17 protein-coding genes are annotated in these 23948 nt (G+C 44.6%); 16 read left to right on the top strand and 1 reads right to left on the bottom strand.

Features of this window, described 5'->3' with window-relative positions; genetic code table 11:
• Positions 1-198: 198 nt before the first annotated feature.
• From BK120_RS28730 to BK120_RS28675, 12 genes are all read left to right on the top strand, one after another.
• Entirely contained in the window at positions 199-1614 is a 1416-nt protein-coding gene (locus tag BK120_RS28730) for an ABC transporter substrate-binding protein (RefSeq protein ID WP_076270929.1), read from the top strand.
• An 82-nt stretch (positions 1615-1696) separates the two neighbouring features.
• Positions 1697-4669: an extracellular solute-binding protein gene (locus BK120_RS28725; protein WP_076270928.1), complete on the top strand. Its 2973-nt coding sequence runs from the start codon at positions 1697-1699 to the stop codon at positions 4667-4669.
• The gene (locus tag BK120_RS28720) at positions 4666-5553 is read left to right on the top strand and encodes a carbohydrate ABC transporter permease (RefSeq protein WP_076270927.1); all 888 of its coding nucleotides are present in this window, start codon (positions 4666-4668) and stop codon (positions 5551-5553) included. Before BK120_RS28725 ends, BK120_RS28720 begins: the two co-directional genes overlap by 4 nt.
• 12 nt (positions 5554-5565) lie before the next feature.
• Positions 5566-6438 (top strand): carbohydrate ABC transporter permease, encoded by an 873-nt coding sequence (locus BK120_RS28715; RefSeq protein ID WP_083682583.1) that lies wholly within the window; start codon positions 5566-5568, stop codon positions 6436-6438.
• Between the two features lie 11 nt (positions 6439-6449).
• Positions 6450-8489, top strand: a complete 2040-nt coding sequence (locus tag BK120_RS28710) for a YIP1 family protein (protein ID WP_076270925.1) — start codon at positions 6450-6452, stop codon at positions 8487-8489.
• Entirely contained in the window at positions 8476-10731 is a 2256-nt protein-coding gene (locus BK120_RS28705; protein ID WP_076270924.1) for a DUF5696 domain-containing protein, read from the top strand. The genes BK120_RS28710 and BK120_RS28705 overlap by 14 nt, the downstream gene beginning before the upstream one ends.
• Positions 10731-11591: a carbohydrate ABC transporter permease gene (locus BK120_RS28700; protein ID WP_083682581.1), complete on the top strand. Its 861-nt coding sequence runs from the start codon at positions 10731-10733 to the stop codon at positions 11589-11591. The genes BK120_RS28705 and BK120_RS28700 overlap by 1 nt, the downstream gene beginning before the upstream one ends.
• A gap of 13 nt (positions 11592-11604) precedes the next feature.
• Positions 11605-12540, top strand: a complete 936-nt coding sequence (locus tag BK120_RS28695; protein ID WP_076270923.1) for a carbohydrate ABC transporter permease — start codon at positions 11605-11607, stop codon at positions 12538-12540.
• 14 nt (positions 12541-12554) lie between these two features.
• Positions 12555-13427 carry a glycoside hydrolase family 16 protein gene (locus BK120_RS28690; protein WP_076270922.1) on the top strand — a complete coding sequence of 291 codons (873 nt, stop codon included), beginning with the start codon at positions 12555-12557 and terminating at the stop codon, positions 13425-13427.
• 31 nt (positions 13428-13458) lie between these two features.
• Positions 13459-15486 carry a glycoside hydrolase family 2 gene (locus BK120_RS28685; RefSeq protein ID WP_076270921.1) on the top strand — a complete coding sequence of 676 codons (2028 nt, stop codon included), beginning with the start codon at positions 13459-13461 and terminating at the stop codon, positions 15484-15486.
• Positions 15487-15693: 207 nt separating this feature from the next.
• On the top strand, positions 15694-16464 hold the full coding sequence (locus BK120_RS28680; RefSeq protein WP_076270920.1) for a GNAT family N-acetyltransferase: 771 nt from the start codon (positions 15694-15696) through the stop codon (positions 16462-16464).
• Positions 16465-16529: 65 nt separating this feature from the next.
• Positions 16530-17564, top strand: a complete 1035-nt coding sequence (locus BK120_RS28675) for a DUF1835 domain-containing protein (protein ID WP_256711056.1) — start codon at positions 16530-16532, stop codon at positions 17562-17564.
• A gap of 102 nt (positions 17565-17666) precedes the next feature.
• On the opposite strand, the gene BK120_RS28670 is transcribed toward BK120_RS28675, so the two are convergent.
• A complete protein-coding gene (locus tag BK120_RS28670; protein WP_076270918.1) occupies positions 17667-18560 on the bottom strand; it encodes an AraC family transcriptional regulator in 894 nt (297 codons plus the stop codon).
• A gap of 180 nt (positions 18561-18740) precedes the next feature.
• Between BK120_RS28670 and BK120_RS28665 the strand changes: the two genes are divergently transcribed.
• From BK120_RS28665 to BK120_RS28650, 4 genes are all read left to right on the top strand, one after another.
• Positions 18741-19598 carry a phytanoyl-CoA dioxygenase family protein gene (locus tag BK120_RS28665; protein ID WP_179089917.1) on the top strand — a complete coding sequence of 286 codons (858 nt, stop codon included), beginning with the start codon at positions 18741-18743 and terminating at the stop codon, positions 19596-19598.
• Positions 19599-19855: 257 nt separating this feature from the next.
• Complete coding sequence (locus BK120_RS28660) at positions 19856-21688, top strand: UbiD family decarboxylase (protein WP_076270917.1); 1833 nt, start codon at positions 19856-19858, stop codon at positions 21686-21688.
• 284 nt (positions 21689-21972) lie between these two features.
• Complete coding sequence (locus tag BK120_RS28655; RefSeq protein WP_076270916.1) at positions 21973-22950, top strand: ABC transporter permease; 978 nt, start codon at positions 21973-21975, stop codon at positions 22948-22950.
• Positions 22951-23017: 67 nt separating this feature from the next.
• Positions 23018-23878, top strand: a complete 861-nt coding sequence (locus tag BK120_RS28650; RefSeq protein ID WP_076270966.1) for a carbohydrate ABC transporter permease — start codon at positions 23018-23020, stop codon at positions 23876-23878.
• The last annotated feature ends 70 nt before the right edge of the window (positions 23879-23948 follow it).

Genomic DNA, 23948 nt, shown 5'->3' with positions numbered 1-23948 from the left:
CAGATTATGAATATCTCTTTTTTACAAAATGAAATCGATACCATTAATTAATATAGCCGCTTTGCATACAAGAGACACGACTTACATGTTCTCGTATGCGACAGCAATCATTTATGAAATCGTTTTCAAAAAGTAATGCCTAAACTTAGGTACATGCAAGTGTATCCATATATCATTTGAAAAAAAGGGGATAGTGAAATGAACAGTAAGAAAATATTTTCATTATTACTGGTATTGTCGTTATTCGTCACCGTATTAGCTGCCTGTTCGGGCGGGAACAACAAAACAAATGAAGGATCCACTTCTACTGCTACGAATAAGCCGACAGAGGATAATACCAAGGCAGAAGAAACGCCATCGTGGCAAACAGAGAAAATTACATTGAAGTTTGCAAGCTGGGAAGACCCGAAGATGGAAGGCGAATTGATGAAAGCCTTCATGGCAAAATATCCGAATATTACAGTAGAGAAAGACGAAACGATCAACTGGCCTTGGACAGATGCGTTGACTGCAGCTGCCAGCGCGAGCAAATTGCCTGACGTGTTCTGGGTAGAGAGTGTACCTGTAGGCGTAGAAAATGAATGGCTGCTCGATCTGTCCCCGTACTGGGATCAAGATGAGGAAACGCAAGCTATCTATCCGAATATCGCGAAGCAAGCGGTTTATGGCGGCAAGCGCCTAGCATCGCCTACTTTCCAGTTTATTATGGGTGTCTATGTGAATAAAACGCTGCTTGAGAAAAACAACATTCCGCTTCCTGGATATAATTGGACCATTACAGAGATGATCGACATCGCGAAGAAGGTATCCAAGCCTTCTGAACATATTTATGGGATTTCAGGCCCGTGGGGCAATCTATCTTTCAATGAACACTGGCCAATGGCGAATGATAGTGCGCTAGGCTACAACACATTTGACGGTGAGAAATTCCATTTCACGAATCAGCAGTGGATCGATGGCTACAACCAACAGCTTGAGCTTCGCAGGTTGAAAGTGGAAGAAAAAATGACTGGCGAAGAAAAAACAAAAGTATTTGGCGAAGAAGGAGCTTGGCCGCTGCAGAAAGGGCATGTCGCACTCGGAATTGACGGTTCATGGAATATGAATTCCTTGCCGCCGGAAATGGAAAAGTCGGGAGCTGGCGTCGTAGATTTCTATCCATACCCAGCTGGCAATGCGGGACAAAAGATGCCTGTAGTTCTTGACTACATCGGTGTATCCTCCACAACCAAACATCCAGAAGCTGCTTATGAGCTGATGAAATTTATGTCATGGAGCAAGGATGGCTGGCTGAAGCGTCTTGAGCTGAACAAGGAATTGAACATCAACATCGATAAATTCCCAGTTGCTGATTTCCCTGAGGTATGGGAGAAGCTGACGGGCGAGCTGAAACTAGACGGTGCGAAAGCAGCCATTGGATTGCTCGGCGATGCTGTTCCAGATTATAACAAGGTTCTTCCGGGCTGGAGAGAATTCAGTGCTTGGGCATCCGATGAACAAAAAATATATGAGAAGTTCGCAAACGGTGAATTAAAGCCTGCTGATAAAGCGAAAGAAATGGAAGACAAAGCAAATGAGTTCGTAGGTCAAGCGCTGCAAAGATTAAGTCAATAATACTGATGGACCGTAGATGCGGAAGAAGCTTTATGATCTTTCGCATCTGCGGCATTAATGAAGCATAGGCAGGGAAGAGACCATGAAAAAAACTTATCAAATCTTACTGATATGCTTGATGATTGCAGCTCTTCTTGCTAGCGGACTCCCAGGATCGTTAGTACAAGCTGAATCGGAGCAAGCGGCAGCGCCCAAGGCAGAAGGCTCAGCGGATGCGCTTAATCTGCTGGAGAAGAACTATTCAGAAAAGCTTCAAGAGTGGACTGAGGTTCCTATCATTCCAAACGCGAACATCATCGTTTCACCTTCCAAAAATGAGGAAAATGCAGCATTACTAGTCTCTCTACAAGAAAGTTTCAATTACGGTCAGGAGACACTTCGTTGGAATAAAGACGCAAAGATTACATTCGACATCCATGTTGAAAAAACGGGGTTATATCAGCTAGCTTTTGACTATTACATGCTGGATGACAGCATTTTGCCCACAGAGGGTTATTTGCAAATCAATGGACAATACCAGTTCTATGAAAGCCGTCATATTTTGTTTCCTAGCAGGTGGGAGAACAAACCTCTTGCAGAAAAGTGGGATCGTTATGGCAACGAGCTGCTGCCGCGTTCCCAGAAAGTGAAGTTATGGCAGACGGTATATGCCATGGATTCTAGTTATTTTCATATGGAGCCTTTAAAGTTTCAATTAAAAGAAGGCTTGAACACCGTTACGTTAGTCAATACCAGGGGAGAGTTGCTGCTTGGCGATGTGAGAGTAGAAGCCCCTGCCCAAATACAAACATATGAAAACTATTTAAAGAGCTTCCCGGCAGAAGAAATAGGTGCTGAGCGCATCGACACACTGCTCATAACCGAAGCGGAGCAAATGCTGTATAAAAACGATTCCTCCATCAGAGCAGCCTCGTCACGCGATAGCAAGGTGACGCCCTACGAAACGAACAAGCTGCTGCTCAATATGATCGATGCGGGTTCCTATGAAGAGGGCGGTCAATCGCTGACGTGGGAGCTGGAGGTTCCGCAGGATGGATACTATCAAATTGCTTTAAAATACTTGCAAAATACACAATATGATTTGCCCGTGTTTCGCCGAATTGAGCTCGATGGCGTAGTTCCTTTCCGCGAAGTGGACAATTATGCTTTTCCTTATACAAAAAAATGGCGGAATGAGACGCTTGGCAGTGAGGATAAGCCTTATCAATTTTATATGACGAAGGGCAAGCATACGCTTAGCATGACAGTGAATCTATCTCATATGCGTCCTCTAGCAGAGGATATCTTCTCCAAAATGAGAGAGATCAGCCGAATGACGCTGGAAATCAAGAAGCTGACAGGAAATAAACTAGATTTGTATAGAGATTGGAATCTACTTGAGTACATGCCGGAGTTAGATAAACAGCTCTCTAGCTGGGCGGATGATCTTGATCAACGCTTCGAAGAAATTAGCCTGCTTAACCCGATGGTGAAGGAAATTGGCGCAATTGTCAATTTGAAGCTGGCATCGAAGCAATTGCGATCCCTTGCGAAGGACCCTAACGAATTGCCCAATCGCCTAAATCTGTTTTCTGAAGGGTCGGCGTCTGCTTCTCAATTGCTAGGTACGCTTTTGCAGAGCATCTCAGAGTCGCCGCTTGCACTTGACCGGATTTATGTTTCTCAGGATGGCAAGCTGCCATCTCCAAATGCAGGTTTTTTCAAAAAGTCAGGGGAAACGGTTAAACGCTTTTTCTTATCCTTTACGAAACAATCCTATTCAAGCTCAAACAAAATAAATGGTGAGCTGGAGGTTTGGGTCAATCGCCCAAGACCTTTCGTTGAGCTCATGCAGAAGATGATCGATGAGCAGTTTACGCCGGAATCGGGCATTGCCGTTAAGCTGTCCATTATGCCGGACGAGAATAAGCTCGTTCTGGCTAACGCATCCAATCGTCAGCCGGATGTTGCTCTTGGAGTGAGCAACTGGATTCCATATGAACTGGCCATTCGGAATGCGGCTATGGATTTGCGGCAATTCGCTGGTTACGAGGAGAGCATCAAGCGGTTCTCCAAAGGTGCGATTATTCCATTTTCGTTCGAGGAAGGCGTATATGCATTGCCGGAAACGCAAAATTTTTGGGTGCTGTTTTACCGGCAGGATATTTTGGATTCGCTGAAGCTGTCGCCGCCGGATACGTGGCAGGACGTGGTTGAGATGCTGCCTGAGCTGCAGCGGCTTGGTATGAACTTCTATGAGCCGCTTGCCCAGTACAAGGGCTTCAAGCCCTTTAATGCAACGACGCCGTTTATTTATCAATTCGACGGAGAATTGTTTGATGAGAGCGGGATGAACACCGCAATCGACAGTGAGCAAGCGCTTGAGGGCATGAAGTTTATGACCGACTTGTTTACTATCTACAACTTGCCGCAGGACGTACCGAATTTCTATCACCATTTCCGTTACGGCACGATGCCGGTAGGGATATCTGATTTCAATACGTACATTCAGTTGAAGGCGGCCGCACCGGAAATCGCCAACACATGGAAGATCGCGCTGCATCCGGGCGTGGAGAAGCCGGATGGAACGGTAGCAAGATGGGCGCCGACAGGCGGACAGACGGGAATGATATTTAAAGGCACTGACTATGCAGAGGAATCTTGGAAGTTCCTCGATTGGTGGTTGTCAACACCGGTTCAGGTCGAATTTGCCAATCTCATGCAGACTACCTATGGCATGACCTTTATGTGGAACACGGCCAATCTGGAAGCGCTCGAGCAGGTACCATGGCCGGAGGAAGACAAAGAGGTTATTTCCGAGCAGTTCAAATGGGTGAGAGAACCTTCTCGCGTGCCAGGCGCTTATATGGTCGAGCGGGAAATTAGCAATGTTTGGAACAGGGTTGTCTTTAACGGGGATAATCCGCGAACGGCCATTGATGATGCTGTAGTACGGACTAATCGTGAAATTATGCGGAAGATGGAAGAGTTCGGTTATTATGCGAATGGCAAAATGATCAGGCCGTATCCGGTTCCGACCATATCATCGATAGACAAGTGGGTTGAGCGAAAATGAAGACACGCAGATTTAATGAGGCTTACCTATTTCTGACGCCTTATCTTTTGATGTTTGGCACGTTTATTATTATCCCGGTTGTGGTGGCGGCAGGACTCTCCCTTACTTATTTCAATACGGTAGAGGCGCCGGAGTGGATCGGCTTCAAAAACTATATCGATCTGCTTACGCACGATGAAATCTTTATGCAAAATGTTCTGCCCAACACGATAAAGTTTGCTTTGATCGTAGGACCGGGCGGCTATGTCATTTCATTTCTGCTTGCTTGGATGCTCGCGCAAGTTCCGAGCAAGCCGCGCACCATTCTTGCCCTTATTATTTATTCTCCTTCGATGACAATGGGAGTAGCGATGTCAGTCGTATGGACGATTATCTTCAGCGGCGATCAAGCGGGATATATTAACTCCTTGCTGCTTAATTTAGGGCTGATCAACGCTCCGATACAGTGGCTGCAGTCACCAGAATATTTGATGTCGATCATGATTGTTGTGTCATTATGGAGCAGCATGGGAGTTGGTTTCCTAGCCATGCTTGCAGGTGTTCTGAACATCGATCAAACGATATATGAAGCGGGTTATATCGATGGAATTCAGAATCGTTTTCAAGAAATTATTTATATTACGATTCCTTCGATGAGGCCGCAGATGCTGTTTGGCGCAGTCATGGCGGTTGTAACGACTTTCCAAGCCGGTGAAATCGGCGTTCAGCTATCAGGCGGCAACCCAACTCCGCAAAACTCAGGACAGTTGATCGTCAACCATATTGCTGATTATGGCCTCATTCGATATGAGATGGGGTATGCGAGCGCGATTTCTGTTGTGCTGCTGATCGGGGTATATATGCTGTCTAAGCTTTCGTGGAAATTATTCGGTGAGAAAGAGTAGGGGGTGCAAGTTTTGTCTTATCAAGGTACAAAAGTTAATCCGACCAAGTTCCACAAGAGTCAGCTGAAATTTTATGCCATTCTTATTCCTTTGGCGTTTTTTATGATGCTGCCGATTATATTTATCATCTCGCATGCATTCAAGCCGATTGATGAGCTGTTTGCATTCCCGCCGCGCTTTCTCGTACAGAAGCCGACATTTGATAACTTTAGAGATTTGTTTTTTACGACGTCGACATCAGGTATTCCGTTCAGCCGTTTTATATTCAACAGCTTGCTCGTAACGATCTCTGTCATGTTTTTTTCGGTATTTATTAGCGCATTGGCTGCCTATGCGATGGCCAAGATGAAATTCAAGCTGCGCAAGGTGTTGTTTGAGGTGAACACGCTTGCCCTCATGTTCGTGCCAATCGCGGTACAAATTCCGCGCTACTTGGTCGTAGATCAGACCGGTATGCTGGACACTTATTTTGCTCATATTTTGCCGCTGCTGGCGATGCCGATTGGGCTGTTCCTGCTGAAGCAATTTATTGATCAAGTGCCCGAGGAGCTGAAGGAAGCAGCCATTATCGACGGAGCGAGTGAATTTACGGTATTCAGGAAGGTCATTGTACCTGTCATTATGCCGGCACTAGCTACAGTCGCCATTCTTGCTTTTCAGGCGGTATGGAACAATGTTGAGACTTCAAATTATTATGTCAACGATGAAAGCTTGAAGACATTATCGTTCTTCATGAGCTCGGTTGCGTCGGGGTCCGGCAACACCATCGCGGGTCAAGGCATGTCGGCAGCTGCATCGCTGCTTATGTTCGTTCCGAACCTCGTCATTTTTATACTGCTGCAAAGCAAAGTGATGAACACAATGGCGCATTCAGGACTGAAATAGAGGAGACTCCGATGAAGAACATTAACGGCAAGGTTTTGTTGCTTGTTCTCGCCGTCTTCCTATGGCTTGATTCCTCATCCATGGTGCTCGCTGAAGCGCCTTACAAGACCTATACGGAAGACCATAACAGGCAATTTGTACGTACGCAGGATGCTTATCATCCCGCAGGTTCAATCGAGAAGGTAGGAGATCTTGAGTTTTCCGGGCCTTCCGATATTTATATCGATGCGCGCAACCGCATCTATGTAGCAGATACGAACAATCATCGTATCGTCGTCCTCGATGACGAGGGACAATTCATTCGAGTCATCGGTGAAGAGGTTTTGCAAACGCCAGTTGGTGTATTCGTTGACCATCAAGGCGATGTGTACGCAGCGGATAGCGGACTGAATCAAGTCGTTAAATTTGGAGCTGACAACGCGGTAAAGCAAATATTTGCGAGGCCGGAATTGCCGCTCTTTGGCAAGAACAATCCCTTTAAGCCGATGAAGGTAACGGTCGATAAGCGCGGAAACGTATATATCATAAGCGAGGGATCGACAAACGGCGTCGTCCAGATGAGCTCGAATGGCGATTTTCTTGGCTATTTTGGCAGCAATGAATCCAAAGCGAGCTTTCGTATTATGCTGGAGCGGTTTTTGTTTACCGATGCACAGCGAGCGAAGTTATTCAAAAATGTACCGCCTTCTGCGACAAGCATCGACATTGATCAGAAGGGGTTAATTTATACCATCACCCAAGGCGACGAGGGAAGATCTGTCAAACGATTTAACATTTCCGGCTTCAATTTATTGCCTTCGGATATGACATTCCATCCGCTGTATACGGATCTATTTATTTCGAAGAGCGGCAACATTTATACGATTAGCCAAAACGGCATTATTTTCGAATATGACACAGAGGGCAATTTGCTGTTCTCGTTCGGTGCACCCGATGATGGGAAGTCGCGGATCGGCATGTTCATTAATGCGGCTGGCATTGCAGTAGATGCAAGTGAAAATATTTATGTCGTCGACAAAGAAAGAAATAATATTCAAATCTTTAAGCCAACCGAGTTTACAAGTATGGTTCATCACGCGCTTGAGCTTTATAAGGAAGGGCACTACGTCAAGAGCCGTGAGCCGTGGAGTCAGGTACTGAACAAAAACAACTTGTTCGACCTTGCGCATAAAGGACTGGCAGATGCCTACTACAAGCAGCAATTATATGCGGAAGCGATCGAGGAATATGTTATTGCGAACGATAAGGAAGGGTATTCCAATGCCTTCTGGGAAATTCGCAATCGCTGGCTGCAAAACAACTTGATTTATGTGCTGTATGTCGGAATTATTTTGTTCGTGCTGCGGATATTGGTGCGCTGGCTGCATCGGAAAACAGGGGTATTTCATTCCGTCATTCGGTTGAAAAAGCAAGTTTTCTCAGCAGCGTTTATTCGGCATGTTATGTTTGTTTCCCGATTTATTAAAAGCCCGTTTGAAGGCTTTTATGGCATCAAGGAGGAACGGAAGGTATCCCTTTGGTCAGCGACTTTCTTGTATGTGCTTTTCTTTGCCGAGTATGTGTTTGCACTTTATTACACCGGCTTTATATTCAACAATGTGGAGCCTTCCAGCTTGATTTTGATGAAGGAGATTGCCAAAGTATTTGCGCCGATTGCGCTATGGATTATCGCGAACTATTTGGTTAGTACAATCAATGAAGGAGAGGGTAAGTTTTCAGAAGTTTACAAAGGTACCATTTATGCTATGGCACCGTACTTGTTGTTCAGCCCTATCATTGTCATCGTCTCGAATGTACTGACGAACAATGACGCGTTTCTGTACACCTTCTCAAGCAACATCATCGTCGTGTGGTGTGCGGTTCTCCTATTTATTATGGTGAAGGAAGTCCATGACTACACGGTCCGCGAGACGATTCGCAATATTTTGATCACTTTATTTGGCATGCTGATTCTGAGCTTAGTTGCATTTATTGTGTATGTGCTGCTCGATCAAGTATTTGATTTTGTTTATTCTGTCATACGGGAGCTGATGATACGTGCGGAACTCTAAATGGATTAGACCAGTCATAACCGCCGTCATCATAGCAGCAGCCATTGCCATCGTATATGTCCTGTTTTTTGGTAACGGCCGCTCTAGCAGGGAGACGGGTGCGATTCCGGAAGCGGAGCTGCAGTCCGTATTTCCTGATCATGTAGAGGCAGGGGCAAAGTTATCCTCCGATTATCGCAAGGTGGCGGAGAATGAACATCTTGAGCTGTATCTCAAAGAACAAAGCTTGTCCATTCAAGTGAAGGATAAGCGCTCAGGCTACATGTGGTCTTCTGAAATCATCGACACGGAATCCAATGAATCGTGGAAAAATTTTATGGCATCGGGATTGTCTCTTGATTATTTCGAGGAGAGCAAGCCGAATGCGACGCGAACGGATCTTGTCTCTCAAACCAATAAATCGATAATGTTCGAATCGCTTGAAAAAGGTTTTAAAGCGATTATTCGTTTAAACGATCTGAAGCTTGGAATGGAGCTGCATGTATCGCTGGAGAAGGATCAATTGGTGGTTCGGATTCCACAGCAAAGCATTCTTGAGGGAAATAAAACGAAGCTTGGGTCCGTCTATGTTTATCCGTTTCTTGGAGCGACCAAGGCCGGTGAAGTAGATGGTTATATGTTCATTCCAGATGGATCAGGGGCATTAATCCGGCTTGCAGACAATAAGGGGAAATTCAAAATCCCGTATGAAGCGAAAGTTTATGGCACGAACGAAGGCATCGAAACGGTTAACCGTGATATTTTCACAAATCCGCCGCTCACCGTGCAATATCCTGTATTCGGAATGGTTCACGCGGAAGGCGGCAACGGACTATTCGGCATCGTAGAGAATGGACAATACAATGCCAAAATCGTTGCATATCCGAATGGAGTCAATACGCCATACAACTGGACGACGGCACAATTTCTATCTAGAGAATCATATCTTCAGCCAACAAGCCGTTCACTTGGCGGTGTCATCGTCTATGAGAAGGCTCGCAATCCAGAGGATATTCAAATTCGCTATACGTTCTTGAGCGGCAAGGACGCAAGTTATGTTGGCATGGCCAAGACGTATCAAGCGTATCTGGAAGGAAAATCAATTCTTGTGAGAGATGAAGGGAAAGCAGACACTGCGATTCCTCTGCAAATGGATGTTCTTGGCGCTGAAACCGAAAATGGCATGTTCGCCAAGCGCCTTATTCCGATGACGACGGTATCGCAGCTGGAAGAGATGCTCGGAGATATGAAGAAAAATGGCATCGGAAATGTGAATGTAGTTTATAAGGGCTGGAATGAAGGCGGGTATTCAGGAACGAATCCATCGCCCGTGAAATATGAGTCGGCGCTTGGCTCGAAAAAGGATTTCGAGCGACTCTCAGCATCGCTTCGGGAAAGCGGAAATCCGCTTCATTTGTACAGCGACTTTACGACGGGCAATGAAGCGTCCAAACGTTTCTCTGCGCAGACGGATGCCGCCAAAAAAATCGATAAGTCCATATTGACGATACCAACCTATGAGGAAGTATACGGGACCATCTATTACTTATCTGCCGAAGCAACGAGCAATTTGGTTAAACAAAATACAAAGCAATATGTGAGCCAGAACGTAAGCGGAATTGCTGTGGATAAGACGGGGTCCGTATTGTTCTCCGAGATGGCGGGCAAAAGCCGTTCAAGCCGCAGCCAAACAGCAGAATTTTATAAAGCTGCTGTGCAAGGCTTGTCGGATGCCATTCCATCCTTGCTCATGTATGCGCCAAATGATTATATGCTTCCTTATGCCGATCAAGTGCTAGACGTGCCGATGGAGTCATCGCAATACATTTATATTAGTGAAACGGTGCCATTCGTACAAATGGTGCTGAAGGGCTATAAGGATTATTTTGCCCCTTACAGCAACTTCTTCGCTAATCCGCAGGCAAGCCTGCTGCGCATGATCGAGACAGGTTCTTATCCATCCTATTATTTGACGCATGAGACATCGTACAAGCTGAAGCATACTAATTCGAATGATGTTTACACGTCCGCATATAAGGATTGGCGTGATTCGATGACGGAGACTTATCGCATTTTAGATGAAGCGCTGAAGCCGACAATAGGTGCGAAGATGCAGAACCATGAACGTCTAAGCGATGGCTTGGTTAGGGTTTCGTATGACAACGGAGCCGAAGTGCTCGTTAATTACACAAATCGCGACTATCAATGGGAAGGCGTTAGCGTTCCGCCAAAAGGCTTTCAAGTAATCGAGGTGAACCGCTGATGGCCAAAATCATAATGACCAACAAACGTAGAAAGGCGATTATCGGACTGGCGTTTGTGTCGCCATGGATCGTAGGATTTTTTGTTTTCACTTTATATCCGATGCTGTACTCCTTATTTCTAAGCTTTCATCAAGTGAAAATTACACCTGTCGGCGTGAAAACAAAGTATATTGGCTTTGAAAATTTCAATTATGCATTTTTCTCCGACCCCGTATTTGTAGAGAAAATATTGAATTATGTTATGGAAATGATGCTGAACGTACCGATCATTATCGTTTTTTCATTGATCATTGCTCTATTAATCAATCAGAAGATCAAATTTCGCGGCATGTTTCGGACGATATTTTTCCTGCCAGTCATTATAACAAGCGGGCCGGTCATTAACGAGCTGCTTAGCCAGGGTGCGTCCTCCATTCCGAATATAGAGCAGTACGGCATGTTCACGATGATTGAGAACAGCTTGAGCCCAATTATTGCGGAGCCTATTCTGTATTTGTTTAAGCAAATCATTATGGTCCTCTGGTTCTCCGGCGTTCAAATTCTTATTTTCCTAGCAGGGCTGCAAAAGGTAGACCGATCCATGTATGAAGCGGCTCGCATCGATGGCGCGTCTGCATGGGAGTCCTTCTGGAAAGTGACGCTGCCTGTGCTTATGCCGCTCGTGATCGTAAATGTAATCTATACGATCGTTTACGTTTCGACATTCGCGCTTAATGAAATTATTATTCTGATCAAAAACAATATGTTCAGCACCATTACCGGATTCGGTTACGCTACCGCGATTGCATGGATATATTTCATCATTATCATGATCGTGCTTGCGATATGGACTGGACTGCTCAGAATGAAGAAACGATAAGGAGGAGAGCTGCATGTGGAAAAGACAGACGTTAGTCGCTGCGAGCAAAGTCCGTAAGCTGTTGTTCGGCATGGGAGAAAACGACGGATTTGTGTTCAAGGCTGTAGTATATCTCCTTCTGATTGCGATCGGCTTTGTCTATTTGTATCCGATGTTATTTATGCTGGTGAACAGCTTCATGAGCTTGGACGATTTGGTTAACTCCATGATCAAGTGGATTCCATCAACGCTGTATGTCGAGAATTATTCGAAGGCGCTGAACGTGCTCGATTATGAAAAAACACTTTTGCAAACGATTGGGGTGGCAGGCCTTCCGGCCTTGCTGCAAACGATATCGGCGGGCGTTATCGGTTATGGCTTTGCTCGATTCGAGTTTCCTTTTAAAAAGATATTGTTCGTGCTTATGCTCGTAACCTTTGTTATCCCGCCGCAAATTACGATGATGCCGACGTACCTTTTATTTAAGCAATACGGGCTGCTCGGCTCGCTGGAGACGTTTATATATCCGGCCATTCTCGGGCAAGGACTAAAAAGCGCATTGTTTATTCTCATTTTTTATCAGTTTTTTAGAAGCATACCGGATGTGCTGGAGGAGGCTGCAGAAATTGATGGAGCGGGCAGCTTGAAAATCTTTTATCGCGTAGCCGTTCCTATGGCTCTTCCTGCAATCATTATCGTATTTCTATTCTCGTTTGTATGGTACTGGAATGAAACGTATTTAGCAGGTCTTTATTTCGGAAACGAGCTGACCATATTGCCGCTGGAGCTGCAAAAGTTTACGGACAGCTACAATAAGGTATACCCGCCGGGCACTCCTGGCAGTCAGTTGAACGAAGCGATTAAGCTGGCTGGAACGCTGCTGACGATCGCACCGCTGCTCATTCTCTACTTTGTGCTTCAGCGCTGGTTTGTGGAAGGCGTTGATCGGGCTGGTATTACCGGTGAGTAAGAGGAGGAGCTTGGGTGAAGAGACTTTTCAAGATTTCGAGTATTTTTCTAGCAATTATCTTATTTATAATGGGGTGCAGCATGGGTAATAAAAAAGAAGCTCCGCAGCAGAAAAATGGGTGGAAGCTCGTATGGAACGATGAGTTTGACGGCAAAGAAATCGATAAGACCAAGTGGAAGCATGTAACCGGAGGATCAGGCTTCGGGAATAATGAAGATCAGTTTTATACAGAGGATGCGGCAAACTCTTATATTGAAGACGGCAAGCTAGTCATCAAAGCGTTGAAGCAGGAGCATGGGGGCAAGCCGTATACGTCCGCGAAATTAATTACGGAGGGCCATGCGGATTGGACGTACGGCCGGTTCGAGTTCCGGGCTAAGATGCCGCTTGGCAAAGGTATGTGGCCTGCCATATGGATGATGCCGACGGACATGGAGAAATACGGCGGCTGGCCAAGCAGCGGCGAGATTGACATTATGGAGTATCTTGGACACGAGCCTGAGCAGGTGCATGGTACTTTGCATATGGGTAATCCTCACATTTATAGAGGCGGGAAAGTAAGTCTGGAAGAAGGAACGTTCGCAGAAGCGTTTCATGACTTTGCTCTAGAATGGACGCCAAGCGGGATGAAGTGGTACGTCGACGATAAGGAGTTTTATCAGACGACGACATGGTTCACGCGCAAGGATGAGGCTGCGGATAACGAGCCATTCCCTGCACCTTTCGATCGTGCGTTTTTCTTGCAGCTGAATTTGGCCGTTGGCGGCAATTGGCCGGGTTATCCAGATGAGACGACGGTTTTCCCGCAAACATTCGAGCTGGAGTACGTTCGGGTGTATCAGCCGGCAGACGGAAATTATGAGACGGCAAACGATACAGCGAAATAGGAATGATAGATGTGAATTGGAGGAGAAACCGATGGATCTTCGTTTGGTACAGCAAGAAAAGATGAACATGATTCAAACGACGATGGAACTGCGCGAGGTAAGCGGAGTGGCAGTTCCGTTTCAAAATGGCATTCCTGTACCGTCATTTGATGCGCAGCAGCGTTTGAAGCTTGACTTGAAGGGCATGTGGAAGAAAGAAAGATTTGCTGCGGATCATGATTTCTCATTGTCCGAGCGCAATGATCGGTGGTTCGAGCACGTCCTCCTTGAAGCTGGCGGCCGTACTGAAGTCGACTTTGATGATTCTGCTTGGGCGCAGCGTCAGCTGCCCTTTCCGGAAAATGAAATTCGCGGGAAAGAGGAAGCAGGCTCCAGCGAAACGTATCAAGACGGCGTATGGTATCGTCGTACGTTCTGTCTCGATGCAGCATGGGCAAATAAAGCAGTTACACTGCGTGCGCTCGCGATTAGCTATGTAGCTGACGTTTGGGTCAATGGGCAGTGGGTTGGCTATCATGAGGGTGGCTTTACCCCTTTTGCACTTGATTTGACGCCTTTTGTGAAGATTGGTGAAGCGAACACGATTGTGCTTCGAATCGATAATCCGCCTTGGGGAAGCCGAGCGGATATCATACCGGCAACACCTGGAACGGATTTTTTTAACTACACCGGTGTGATCCATGACCTATACATTAGCGGAACTGCCAAATGCCATATACCAAGAGTAAACATCGTACCGCTCGATATTGAGGGGCGTGTAAAGTTTAGTGTAGTTCTGGAAAACCGTGGAGCAGATGCTGTAGAGGTGAACGTTAGCGGGCAAATTTTTGATGTGGATCATGAAGCCGATGCATTCTTAAATTCACCTCTCGCAGCAGATATTAAAGGGAAGCAAACAAGATGGACGGGCGATTTAAACTGGACGGAAGCGCTGGCTCCTTATGAGACGAAGGTGATGGAAGCGATAGTCTATATTCAAGAGCCTCGCTTATGGGCATTTTGGCAGCCAGAGCTGTATGTAGCGGAATTTGCAGTTGTATATGGGGATCGTACTGCCCAGTTGGATCGTTATGCGTCGCAGTTTGGCATACGTACAGTTACGACGGAAGGTACCAAGCTGCTGTTGAATGGACGCCCGGCCTTTCTTGCCGGCGTTGCTCGCCATGAAGAATGGCCGGATACAGGGCGTTCTGCGACGTGGAAGCAAATCCGAGATGACTTGGTTCAAATGAAGCAGTCCATGCATGTTAATTTCGTTAGAACGGCACATTACCCAAACCATGTATACACATCGTTATTGACGGATCGGCTCGGACTTGCAACCGTCAGTGAAATTCCGCTTTGGCAATTCACTCGTGAGCATTTTGAGGCACAGGAGCAAAAGCGGCTTTCCGATCAAATGTGGAGGGAGATGATTTTCTCCCAATACAACTCGCCTTCCGTTCTCATGTGGAGCACGCAAAATGAATCCGTTGAGGTAGAGCTGCGAACGGTTTACAACAAACGTTTAGTAAACGACCTGAAGGAAAATTATGCGGATGGACGTCTCACGACCCAAAGTGCGGCAGCAGATCAGCCAGGTGGGCATGATCCTTCCATGGAGCCGCTGGATGTGGCGGGCTGGACGATGTATTTTGGCATATTCCATGGCAGTACGTATTATGAAGGCACAAAAGACTTTCTGCAAAAAGCGCATGAGCTTTGGCCGGACAAGCCGATATGGAATACCGAGTTTGGCCACTGGTCCTCTGATCAGGATACGATGGCGGCAGAGCAGCTGAAAACCTATAAGGAAACGCTGCAGGCGCTGATGGAGCGAGCGGTCATATCTGAAGATGGAGAGGCCCAGCTGAGAAGTGATGGTTTTCTTGTTGGCATCGATTTCTGGATTATGTATGACTGGTACGTGAACCATAATAATTGGATTGATACATTCGGGATCTATCATATGGATAGAAAGACGATGAAGCCGGTTGGAGAAGCGCTGAGTCTGGATTATGCTAGGTACACCGCATTCGAGGGTGGGTTTATTCATCTACCAAATCGTGAATCACAATAAATATAAGAAGCAGCTTTTTTATACAGGGTGTTAGACTTTCAGTCAAAAACTAACAAAACGAGCCATAGTAATCATACTATAGGCTCGTTTTGTTTTGCTGATTGGTCTTTCATTATGGCATACTGATCAAGACGGACATGAATCTTTTTAGCCGGCAGTCACGTACCTAAGTAAGACGGTAAGACAAATGGACGACGGAGGCATTCGATGAATAAAGAACAGCTTATAGCATTGTTTAATAAGGAACAACGGATAGATCAGACCATTGCTGGCTTTCGCCGTGAAGAAGAAGGTGGACTGATAAGGCAGGTTTCCCTTACAGGCGGTGAAGGTTATGTAACCTACTCAGCATTAACAAATGAAACGGTTCAACATGCGATTAATGAGCAGCTATCTTACTTTAAGCAATTGGATCAGCGGTTTGAGTGGAAGCTATATGACTACGATCAGCCTGCCAATTTAAAGGATAAGCTTAGTGAGCATGGATTTACGATTGGAGATCCCGAGGGATTGATGGTTATGCAGCTAACAGAAGGTGATTTTATGTTATCCTGTGAAATTCCATCCTCTATCATTCGAATCGCCGATGAAGCAGGAATCAATGACATCGTCTTACTGGAAGAAGAAATTTGGGGAGAATCACATCGCGAGCTTGGAGAGGAATTAATACGAAATCTGAAAAATGATCCGGATAGCCTGTTTATCTATGCAGCTTATGAAGATGGAAAAGCAGTCAGTGCAGCTTGGATGTATTTGCATAATGGAACTTCCTTTGGAAGCTTATGGGGCGGGTCAACCTTGTCGGCTTATCGAAACAAAGGGATGTATACTTCTTTACTTGCTGTACGAGCACAGGCAGCTTGGGAAAATGGATTTCGCTTGCTGACGGTAGATGCTAGTCCGATGAGTCTTCCTATTTTGAAGAAAAGGGGCTTTGATCTTCTGGCTTATTCTTATCCATGTGTATCACCAAAATAAAGGAATGAAGATCGCTTTATTGATTAGTAAAAAGTGAAGAACAGGAGTTGAACATTTTGAAAAAAGTGATGGAAATACGTAATGTGATCGATGAGCTGTCATCGGAGGATGTAAGGACGGCTCTTAAGCTGGTTATGTTTCAAATTGATTTAGCTAACGGAAATAAACAATTGGAAGAGAATATCTTCCATAACTTGAAGGGATTTTACGATGATTTGCTCCTTGCTCAAAACAATGAGAAGACTGGAGAATGGAGTGCAGACGCCGCTAAGATTCATATTTTATTTGGGGACTCAGCTGCTGGTAGTTTGAGATATGCAGTAAAGCAGATGGGATTATCGGATACAAACAAAGTTGTCTCATTTAATGACAGATACTCGATAGGACCGATTTGGCAGCTTCATGAGGAGGAGGGAAGAAAGAAAAGATACGAATGGCTGAGAGATCATATTAATAATGGCTACGATAGTCCAGAAGATGATGTAGAAGAGGAAGTTTATCCTAAAAGTATAATTGCCCAAATTCCAGCAGAAGCCTCCATTGTACTTTGGGTTGGTAACAATGCTCATGATTATGCTGGTTTGCGCTATACCATTTATTTGCTCAGAAATTGCTTGAATAAGGTTTTTGTTTTTAATGCGGAGGATGCTTGCAGCAGAAGGTTTAATACACCGGATAGATTTATCGATTATATTCATTTAGGAGAAGTTCCGATAGAAAAGCTGCAGGCTGTATTTGGCGAGTCGGAGGAAAATGGTCCGTTATCCCGTGAAACAAGAGAGCAGCTGGAGCGTGAATGGTTAACGCTTGCCGAGCAGCAAGAGGTGCTGCGCATTTGGCACGACAACAAACTGGTTGGCGTTGACGAACATTATTTTGATGCCTATTTATTAGAGACGGTAGAGCAGCTGCTGAGTGAAAAGCCTAAAGGCGAATTTATTAAAGCTGCCAGAGTAGTCGGACAGGCACTCGGCTACTGTGAACAATATGTAGGGGATCAATATTTTGAATTTAGATTGCGCGAGCTTATTTACGCAGGCAAATTAGAAATCAAGGGAGTGCCTCGTGCAATGAGGTTTTATAGTGTAAGGATGAAATAAACTTGTATGCTGTCCCTTTTATTTATCCAGATGGAGCTTTCCTGTCATGCCGATGGGAAGGCTTCTTTGGGCTGGACATGAGATTAAAAGTCCTGCATTTATTTATAGATTAGATTTTGTAGATTGACGATAGAGAGTTGGCGTTTGCCCTGTAAATCGTTTGAAAAATATGCTAAACGTATGAATGGATGAGAATTGCAGCTCTTCTGCGATTTGCGAGATCGCTTTCGATGTGCTTCGAAGCTCAGACTTCGCTTTATCCAAGCATAAGTGACGAATATATTCACCAAGGGGAATGCCAACGGCATTTTTGAATTCCCTTGCGAGATGGGAGCGGCTAATATGGATAGATTTCGCTAGCTGCTCGGGATCATAGTTATAACGAACCTCACGATGCAGCTGATTCATTACTTCAGTAATCGCGTCGTTAAGCGGCCTCGGAGGGGCCTCTGCTGCTAATGCTGGATCAAGAAAATTTCGCAGCGTCGTCACAAGCAGCTGTTGAAACAACCCTTCCACCATAGGCAAGCTTAAATAAGCTTTATTTTTAATTTCGGTAATCATATGCTCGAATAGTGCTTTTACTCGGCTATCTTGATCATGAGCGATTCGTTGAAGTCCAATCCGGTAAAATTCAGGAAACAAGGAATGTAGCCGCTCCAGCCTAAACCCGATGTAATAGAGCTTGAAAGGCTTATGTTTTCCTGCTAATCCAAAATGAATTTCTTCAGGCTTAGTAAGCAGGAGCTGGCCTTTCTCAATTTCATAAACCGTTTTATCGATTTTGTACTGGCTGTACCCTTCATCCACGTAGCACAATTCGAAATGATCATGATAATGAATCGATGTGCTCCAGTTTTCATAATGGTTCACACCGAGATAATAAATATGGCTCGCATCAGAATCGAAGGGCAATTCAATACGAAACTCACTTTCGTTCTCAATAACAAGATGCTGTTTGGGTACCTCGTTCTTTAATGATTTAATTTCCTTCATGCGATGACCTCTTCTCCTTTTCAAAACAATTACCTCCGATTATACCTTTTCAGCACAAAATCACAACAAGCAATGATGATCAAGAACTTTAAATCTATGCATGGAATTGCAAAATACAACGTATTTTAACCGGTTTATAATGATCATATGTTTAAAATATGAATGCATGAGGTGCATAATATGTCTATGAATGGTCAACTGCGTAAAGATTGTCTCCCTGCACAAGAAGATGTCACATTTTTTTCTGAAAATGGTTACTGGATTTCGCCTATTATTTTCTCTGAGGATGAGCTAGCGGAAATCGTTGCACATCAGGATCGTCTATATCGCGGCGAATACGAGACTGGAAAAGCGCCGGTATGCAATTGGCTGGAGGGACAGGATAATCCGCGGGCTCTGAGGAAAACAGATAATTCGCATTGGTCAGATCTGACTTTGCGTAACGTAGCAGTAAACGCTACGATCGGAGGAATTGCCGCTGCTCTGATGGAGACGGAAACGATAAGGTTGTTTCATGATCAGCTGCTGTATAAACCAGGAAGAGGTACAGGTAAGGAAACAGCAAATGTAGGCTGGCACCAAGATTACGCTTACTGGCAATGCTGCGCGGGGCCGACGCTCATTACGGCTTGGGTTGCATTTACGGATGTGGATCTATCGAATGGCTGTATGCAGATGGTGCCGCGCAGCCACAAGTGGGGCTTGTTGAATGTAAATGATTTCTTCGAGCAAAATTTGGAGAAGCAGCAGCAAGCAATGGACATTCCGGAAAACGAAAAGTTTTCAACAGTACCTGTTATTATGAAAGCTGGACAAGTAAGCTTTCATCATGCATTGACCATTCATGGAAGCGGGCCTAATACGAGTGATCAAGCACGCCGCTCGATGGCGGTTCATCTCATGACGGGTGAAACCAAATATAAATACGACGCTAAAGGCAATAATCATTTTAATGCACAGATGATGAACGGAAGAGAGGGAGAAATATACGAGGGCGAAGCATGGCCTGTATTGTATACTGCAAAAAGCGAATTGTAAGGCAAGAGAGGCGTCTGTTAAAGGATGCCTGCCTATACTTTTGTAGTAGAGTAAGTATATAATCAATACTATAAACTTCGTTAATAAGATGATAAAAATACGCCATTTATGGCGTATTTTTGTTATTTGCGAAAGCGTGGCCGTATGTAACATTTGGTTTTTGATCGCGTTTGACAATAGGCAACAATATGAATTAATTTTAATAAAAAGAGCGTGAGTTTTGATCACCCTATCAGGCTGAGATTGGAGAATTTCAAATGTATCGCAATTTAGAAGAATGTGTCATTGATTTAGAGAAAAACGGACATTTGGTTCGTATAAAAGAAGAAGTTGACCCGTATCTTGAGATGGCTGCTATCCATATGAAAGTTTATGAGGCTGGCGGTCCAGCGCTGCTATTCGAAAATGTAAAAGGCTCTAAATTCCGGGCAGTTTCTAATTTGTTCGGAACGGTAGAGCGCAGCAAATTCATATTCCGCAACACTTGGGAATCGGTGCAAAGTGTGATGGAGCTGCGCAATGATCCCATGAAGGCATTAAAAAATCCGTTTAAGCATGTCAGAACCGGTTTGGCCGCTTGGAAAGCTCTTCCGGTTAAGAAGTCGAGCAGTCTGCCAGTAACCGCGCAGGAAATACAAATTTCGGATTTGCCGCTTATTCAAAGCTGGCCAATGGATGGCGGTGCATTTGTAACCCTGCCTCAAGTCTACACGGAAGATCCGGACAAGCCAGGGATAATGAACTCCAATTTGGGTATGTATCGTGTACAGCTGAGCGGCAATGATTATGAAACGAACAAAGAAATTGGCGTACATTATCAGATTCATCGCGGCATCGGCGTGCATCAAGATAAAACGAATAAAAAGGGTATCCCTTTAAAAGTGAGCTGTTTTGTAGGCGGCCCTCCAGCACATACGCTGGCAGCTGTTATGCCGCTGCCGGAAGGGCTGACAGAGATGACTGTTGCCGGAATGCTGTCAGGGCACCGTTTTCGCTACAGTTATTTGGATGGGTTCTGTATTAGCAACGATGCTGATTTTGTTATAACTGGAGAAATTCATCAAGGCGAGACGAAACCCGAGGGACCATTTGGTGATCATTTGGGGTATTACAGTCTTACTCATCCTTTCCCTGTCATGAAAGTTCATAAAGTGTACGCGAAGCCGGGAGCGATTTGGCCATTTACCGTTGTTGGCCGCCCGCCGCAGGAGGATACTGCGTTTGGAGAGCTCATTCATGAGCTGACAGGTGATGCGATTAGACAAGAAATTCCTGGTGTAAAGGAAGTGCATGCTGTAGATGCAGCGGGTGTTCATCCTCTGCTCTTTGCAATAGGCAGCGAACGGTACACGCCTTATCAGCAAGTGAAACAGCCAGCAGAGCTGCTCACCATTGCCAATCGTATTCTGGGTACAGGACAACTGAGCTTGGCCAAATATCTATTTATTACAGCTGAAGATCAAAGGCCGCTGGATTCACATGATGAAGTGGATTTTTTAACGTATATACTAGAACGTATCGACCTTAGCCGAGACATTCATTTCCATACAAATACGACGATTGATACACTCGATTATTCGGGTACGGGATTAAACAGCGGCAGTAAAGTAGTCATCGCAGCATATGGGGACAAAAAAAGAGACTTATGTACAGAAGTGCCCGATGTTTTCAAAGAAATAAGCGGATTTGAGAATGCGCGTATGGTCATGCCGGGAGTTGTAGTCATCCAAGGCTCTACATTTGTGAGTTATGCCAGTGCTAAGCAGGAAATGCAATCGTTATGTGATGCTATACAAGAAAAGGGAGCTCTTTCTTCATGCCCTATGATTATAGTAGGTGATGATAGTCATTTCATTAGCGAGACGATTAAAAACTTCCTATGGGTTACCTTTACGCGCAGCAATCCATCACACGATATGTATGGCGTGAATAGTCATTATGAGAACAAGCATTGGGCTTGTGACAATTTGATTATTGACGCTCGTATTAAACCGCATCAAGCACCGCCATTAATTCCAGATCCTTCGGTTCTGAAGAGCATCGAGCGATTATTTGTTAAAGGTGCCAGCTTGGGTGGATTGAACATATAGCTTTACAACACACGACACGCCTTTTAAGGCGTGTTTTTTTTGTCATTTTAAGGCCATTTTTGAAACCATCCTCGCCGATTTTGTTTGCAAAAATCAATAAAATGATCGAATTTATCATAAAAGCCTGTGAAAGTATAAAAAATCGGGTTTTTATTATATAGTTTCAACTTTTTGACAGAGTTAGAATGTAAATGAGCCTAATGAACGGCATTTGCTGCTGAAGATGCAGGACGCTTCAGTGCTAATTTGCAAAAATTATATCATTTTATTATGGGAGGATGAGCATGTCGCAAGCAACAACGAAGGTAAAGTACACAGCGACTCCGTCGGAGAACAGCCCGAGAAAAAAAACCTTTTTCAACCGTCTGATGAAGCAAATGGATGTGCAATTGATGGTGTGGCCGGGTATTTTGCTGATATTCGTATTTGCCTATATACCTATGTATGGTGTATTGACGGCGTTTATGGATTACAACCTTTTTACGGGATCGAGAATATTCGATAACCCTTGGGTGGGCTTTAAACATTTTGAAGCGTTCCTTACTGCACCTGATATCGCTACGGTCATGAGAAATACACTTATGATAAGCCTTTTAAAGCTATTAATAGGTTTTCCAGCACCGATTATATTGGCGCTAATGCTGAATGAAGTAAGGCATATGATGTTTAAGAGAGTCGTACAAACAATTACATATCTACCGTACTTCATGTCATGGGTTATTGTAGGCGGTATGGTTATGGCGTTGCTTTCAACTGAAAACGGCAGTGTCAATATGCTGCTCGAAGGTGTTGGAGCGATAGATGAACCGGTCAACTTCCTGTCCCTAAAGGAATACTTCTGGGGCATACTGGTTTCGACCACGGTATGGAAGGAAATCGGCTTTGGCTCGATTATTTACCTTGCTGCAATCGCAGGTGTAGATCCGCATTTGTATGAAGCGGCAGATATTGATGGAGCCAGCAAGTTTAAGCAAATTTATCTCATAACGATACCAACGATTATGCCGGTTATTATCATCTTTATGATTCTAGCAATGGGGAATTTATTGAGTGCTGGTTTTGAAGATATTTTGATCCTTGCCCAGAATCCAATTCTAAGACCGGTGTCGGATGTTATTGATACTTATGTATATCGGGTCGGCCTGCAGAATGGGAAATTTTCTTACGGTGTTGCAGTTGGTTTATTTAGAGCAGTGATTAGCGTATTGCTCTTGACGGCGGCTAACTACCTAGCCCGTAGGTCCGGCAACGGCTTATGGTAGAACATTACTTCATAACTGGGGGCGAAACCAATTGACTTTCAAGCGTTTGAGCTATAACGACCGAGCTATGGTTGTATGCATATATGTGTTCCTCATTTTGTTAGCTTTCTCCGCATTGTATCCGTTCTGGAATACACTCGTTGTTTCGTTGAATGAAGGAACAGATACTGCCAAAGGCGGCATTACATTTTGGCCAAGGATGTTTACATTTGCAAACTATGAAATTGTTTTTCAAGATGACAAAATTTTAAATGCATTTTACATTTCCTTTAGCCGAACGATCATTGGAACCATATCAGCAACTTTTTTGACTGCATTGCTCGCGTATGGCATGTCCAAAAACTATTTAATGGGTCGTGGCTATTATTCCTTTTATTTCATCTTTACGATGTACTTCGGCGGCGGGTTGATTCCAACCTTTCTATTGATTAAATCACTCGGTTTGATGAACAGTTTCCTTGTTTACATTATTCCCGGTCTAATCAGTGTATGGAATATGATCGTATTCCGAACCTTCTTTAAGAGCTTGCCTGTGGGATTGGAAGAGTCGGCTCAAATTGACGGCTGCAGCAACTGGGGCATATTTTTCAAAATGGCGCTCCCGTTGTCTATGCCAGTAATCGCCACACTTGGTTTGTTTACAGCCATTGCCCATTGGAATGATTGGTTTGCGCCATCGATCTATGTTTCTAATCAAGATTTGCTGCCTATTCAAACGATATTGCGGAAAGTACTGAACTCTAATGTTCTAACGGATGCGATCGGAAATGACAGCATTGCTAGTGAGAAAATGGCATCGAAAGCCCTTACCTCCAAATCTCTTATTAGCGCAATGATTATGATTGTGTCACTTCCCATTATCGCTGTATATCCTTTTCTTCAAAGATTTTTCATGAAGGGTGTTATGGTTGGATCTCTAAAAGAATAGCTTGTTGACCAGCGGTTTAAGGCGAATGTCGCTTTGGACATATATATTAATCATGAGAGGGGTAAAATCA

This window comes from Paenibacillus sp. FSL A5-0031, assembly GCF_001956295.1.
GTDB lineage: Bacteria > Bacillota > Bacilli > Paenibacillales > Paenibacillaceae > Pristimantibacillus.
Note: the sequence above shows the minus strand (reverse complement) of the source record. Positions and strands in the feature narration are given on the sequence as shown.

Bases quoted from the DNA above. Each gene is read 5' to 3' on its own strand.
- BK120_RS28730 (WP_076270929.1), top strand. From the start codon at position 199: ATGAACAGTAAGAAAATATTTTCATTATTACTGGTATTGTCGTTATTC.
- BK120_RS28725 (WP_076270928.1), top strand. From the start codon at position 1,697: ATGAAAAAAACTTATCAAATCTTACTGATATGCTTGATGATTGCAGCT.
- BK120_RS28720 (WP_076270927.1), top strand. From the start codon at position 4,666: ATGAAGACACGCAGATTTAATGAGGCTTACCTATTTCTGACGCCTTAT.
- BK120_RS28710 (WP_076270925.1), top strand. From the start codon at position 6,450: ATGAAGAACATTAACGGCAAGGTTTTGTTGCTTGTTCTCGCCGTCTTC.
- BK120_RS28700 (WP_083682581.1), top strand. From the start codon at position 10,731: ATGGCCAAAATCATAATGACCAACAAACGTAGAAAGGCGATTATCGGA.
- BK120_RS28695 (WP_076270923.1), top strand. From the start codon at position 11,605: ATGTGGAAAAGACAGACGTTAGTCGCTGCGAGCAAAGTCCGTAAGCTG.
- BK120_RS28685 (WP_076270921.1), top strand. From the start codon at position 13,459: ATGGATCTTCGTTTGGTACAGCAAGAAAAGATGAACATGATTCAAACG.
- BK120_RS28680 (WP_076270920.1), top strand. From the start codon at position 15,694: ATGAATAAAGAACAGCTTATAGCATTGTTTAATAAGGAACAACGGATA.
- BK120_RS28670 (WP_076270918.1), bottom strand. From the start codon at position 18,560: ATGAAGGAAATTAAATCATTAAAGAACGAGGTACCCAAACAGCATCTT.
- BK120_RS28665 (WP_179089917.1), top strand. From the start codon at position 18,741: ATGTCTATGAATGGTCAACTGCGTAAAGATTGTCTCCCTGCACAAGAA.
- BK120_RS28660 (WP_076270917.1), top strand. From the start codon at position 19,856: ATGTATCGCAATTTAGAAGAATGTGTCATTGATTTAGAGAAAAACGGA.
- BK120_RS28655 (WP_076270916.1), top strand. From the start codon at position 21,973: ATGTCGCAAGCAACAACGAAGGTAAAGTACACAGCGACTCCGTCGGAG.
- BK120_RS28650 (WP_076270966.1), top strand. From the start codon at position 23,018: ATGGTTGTATGCATATATGTGTTCCTCATTTTGTTAGCTTTCTCCGCA.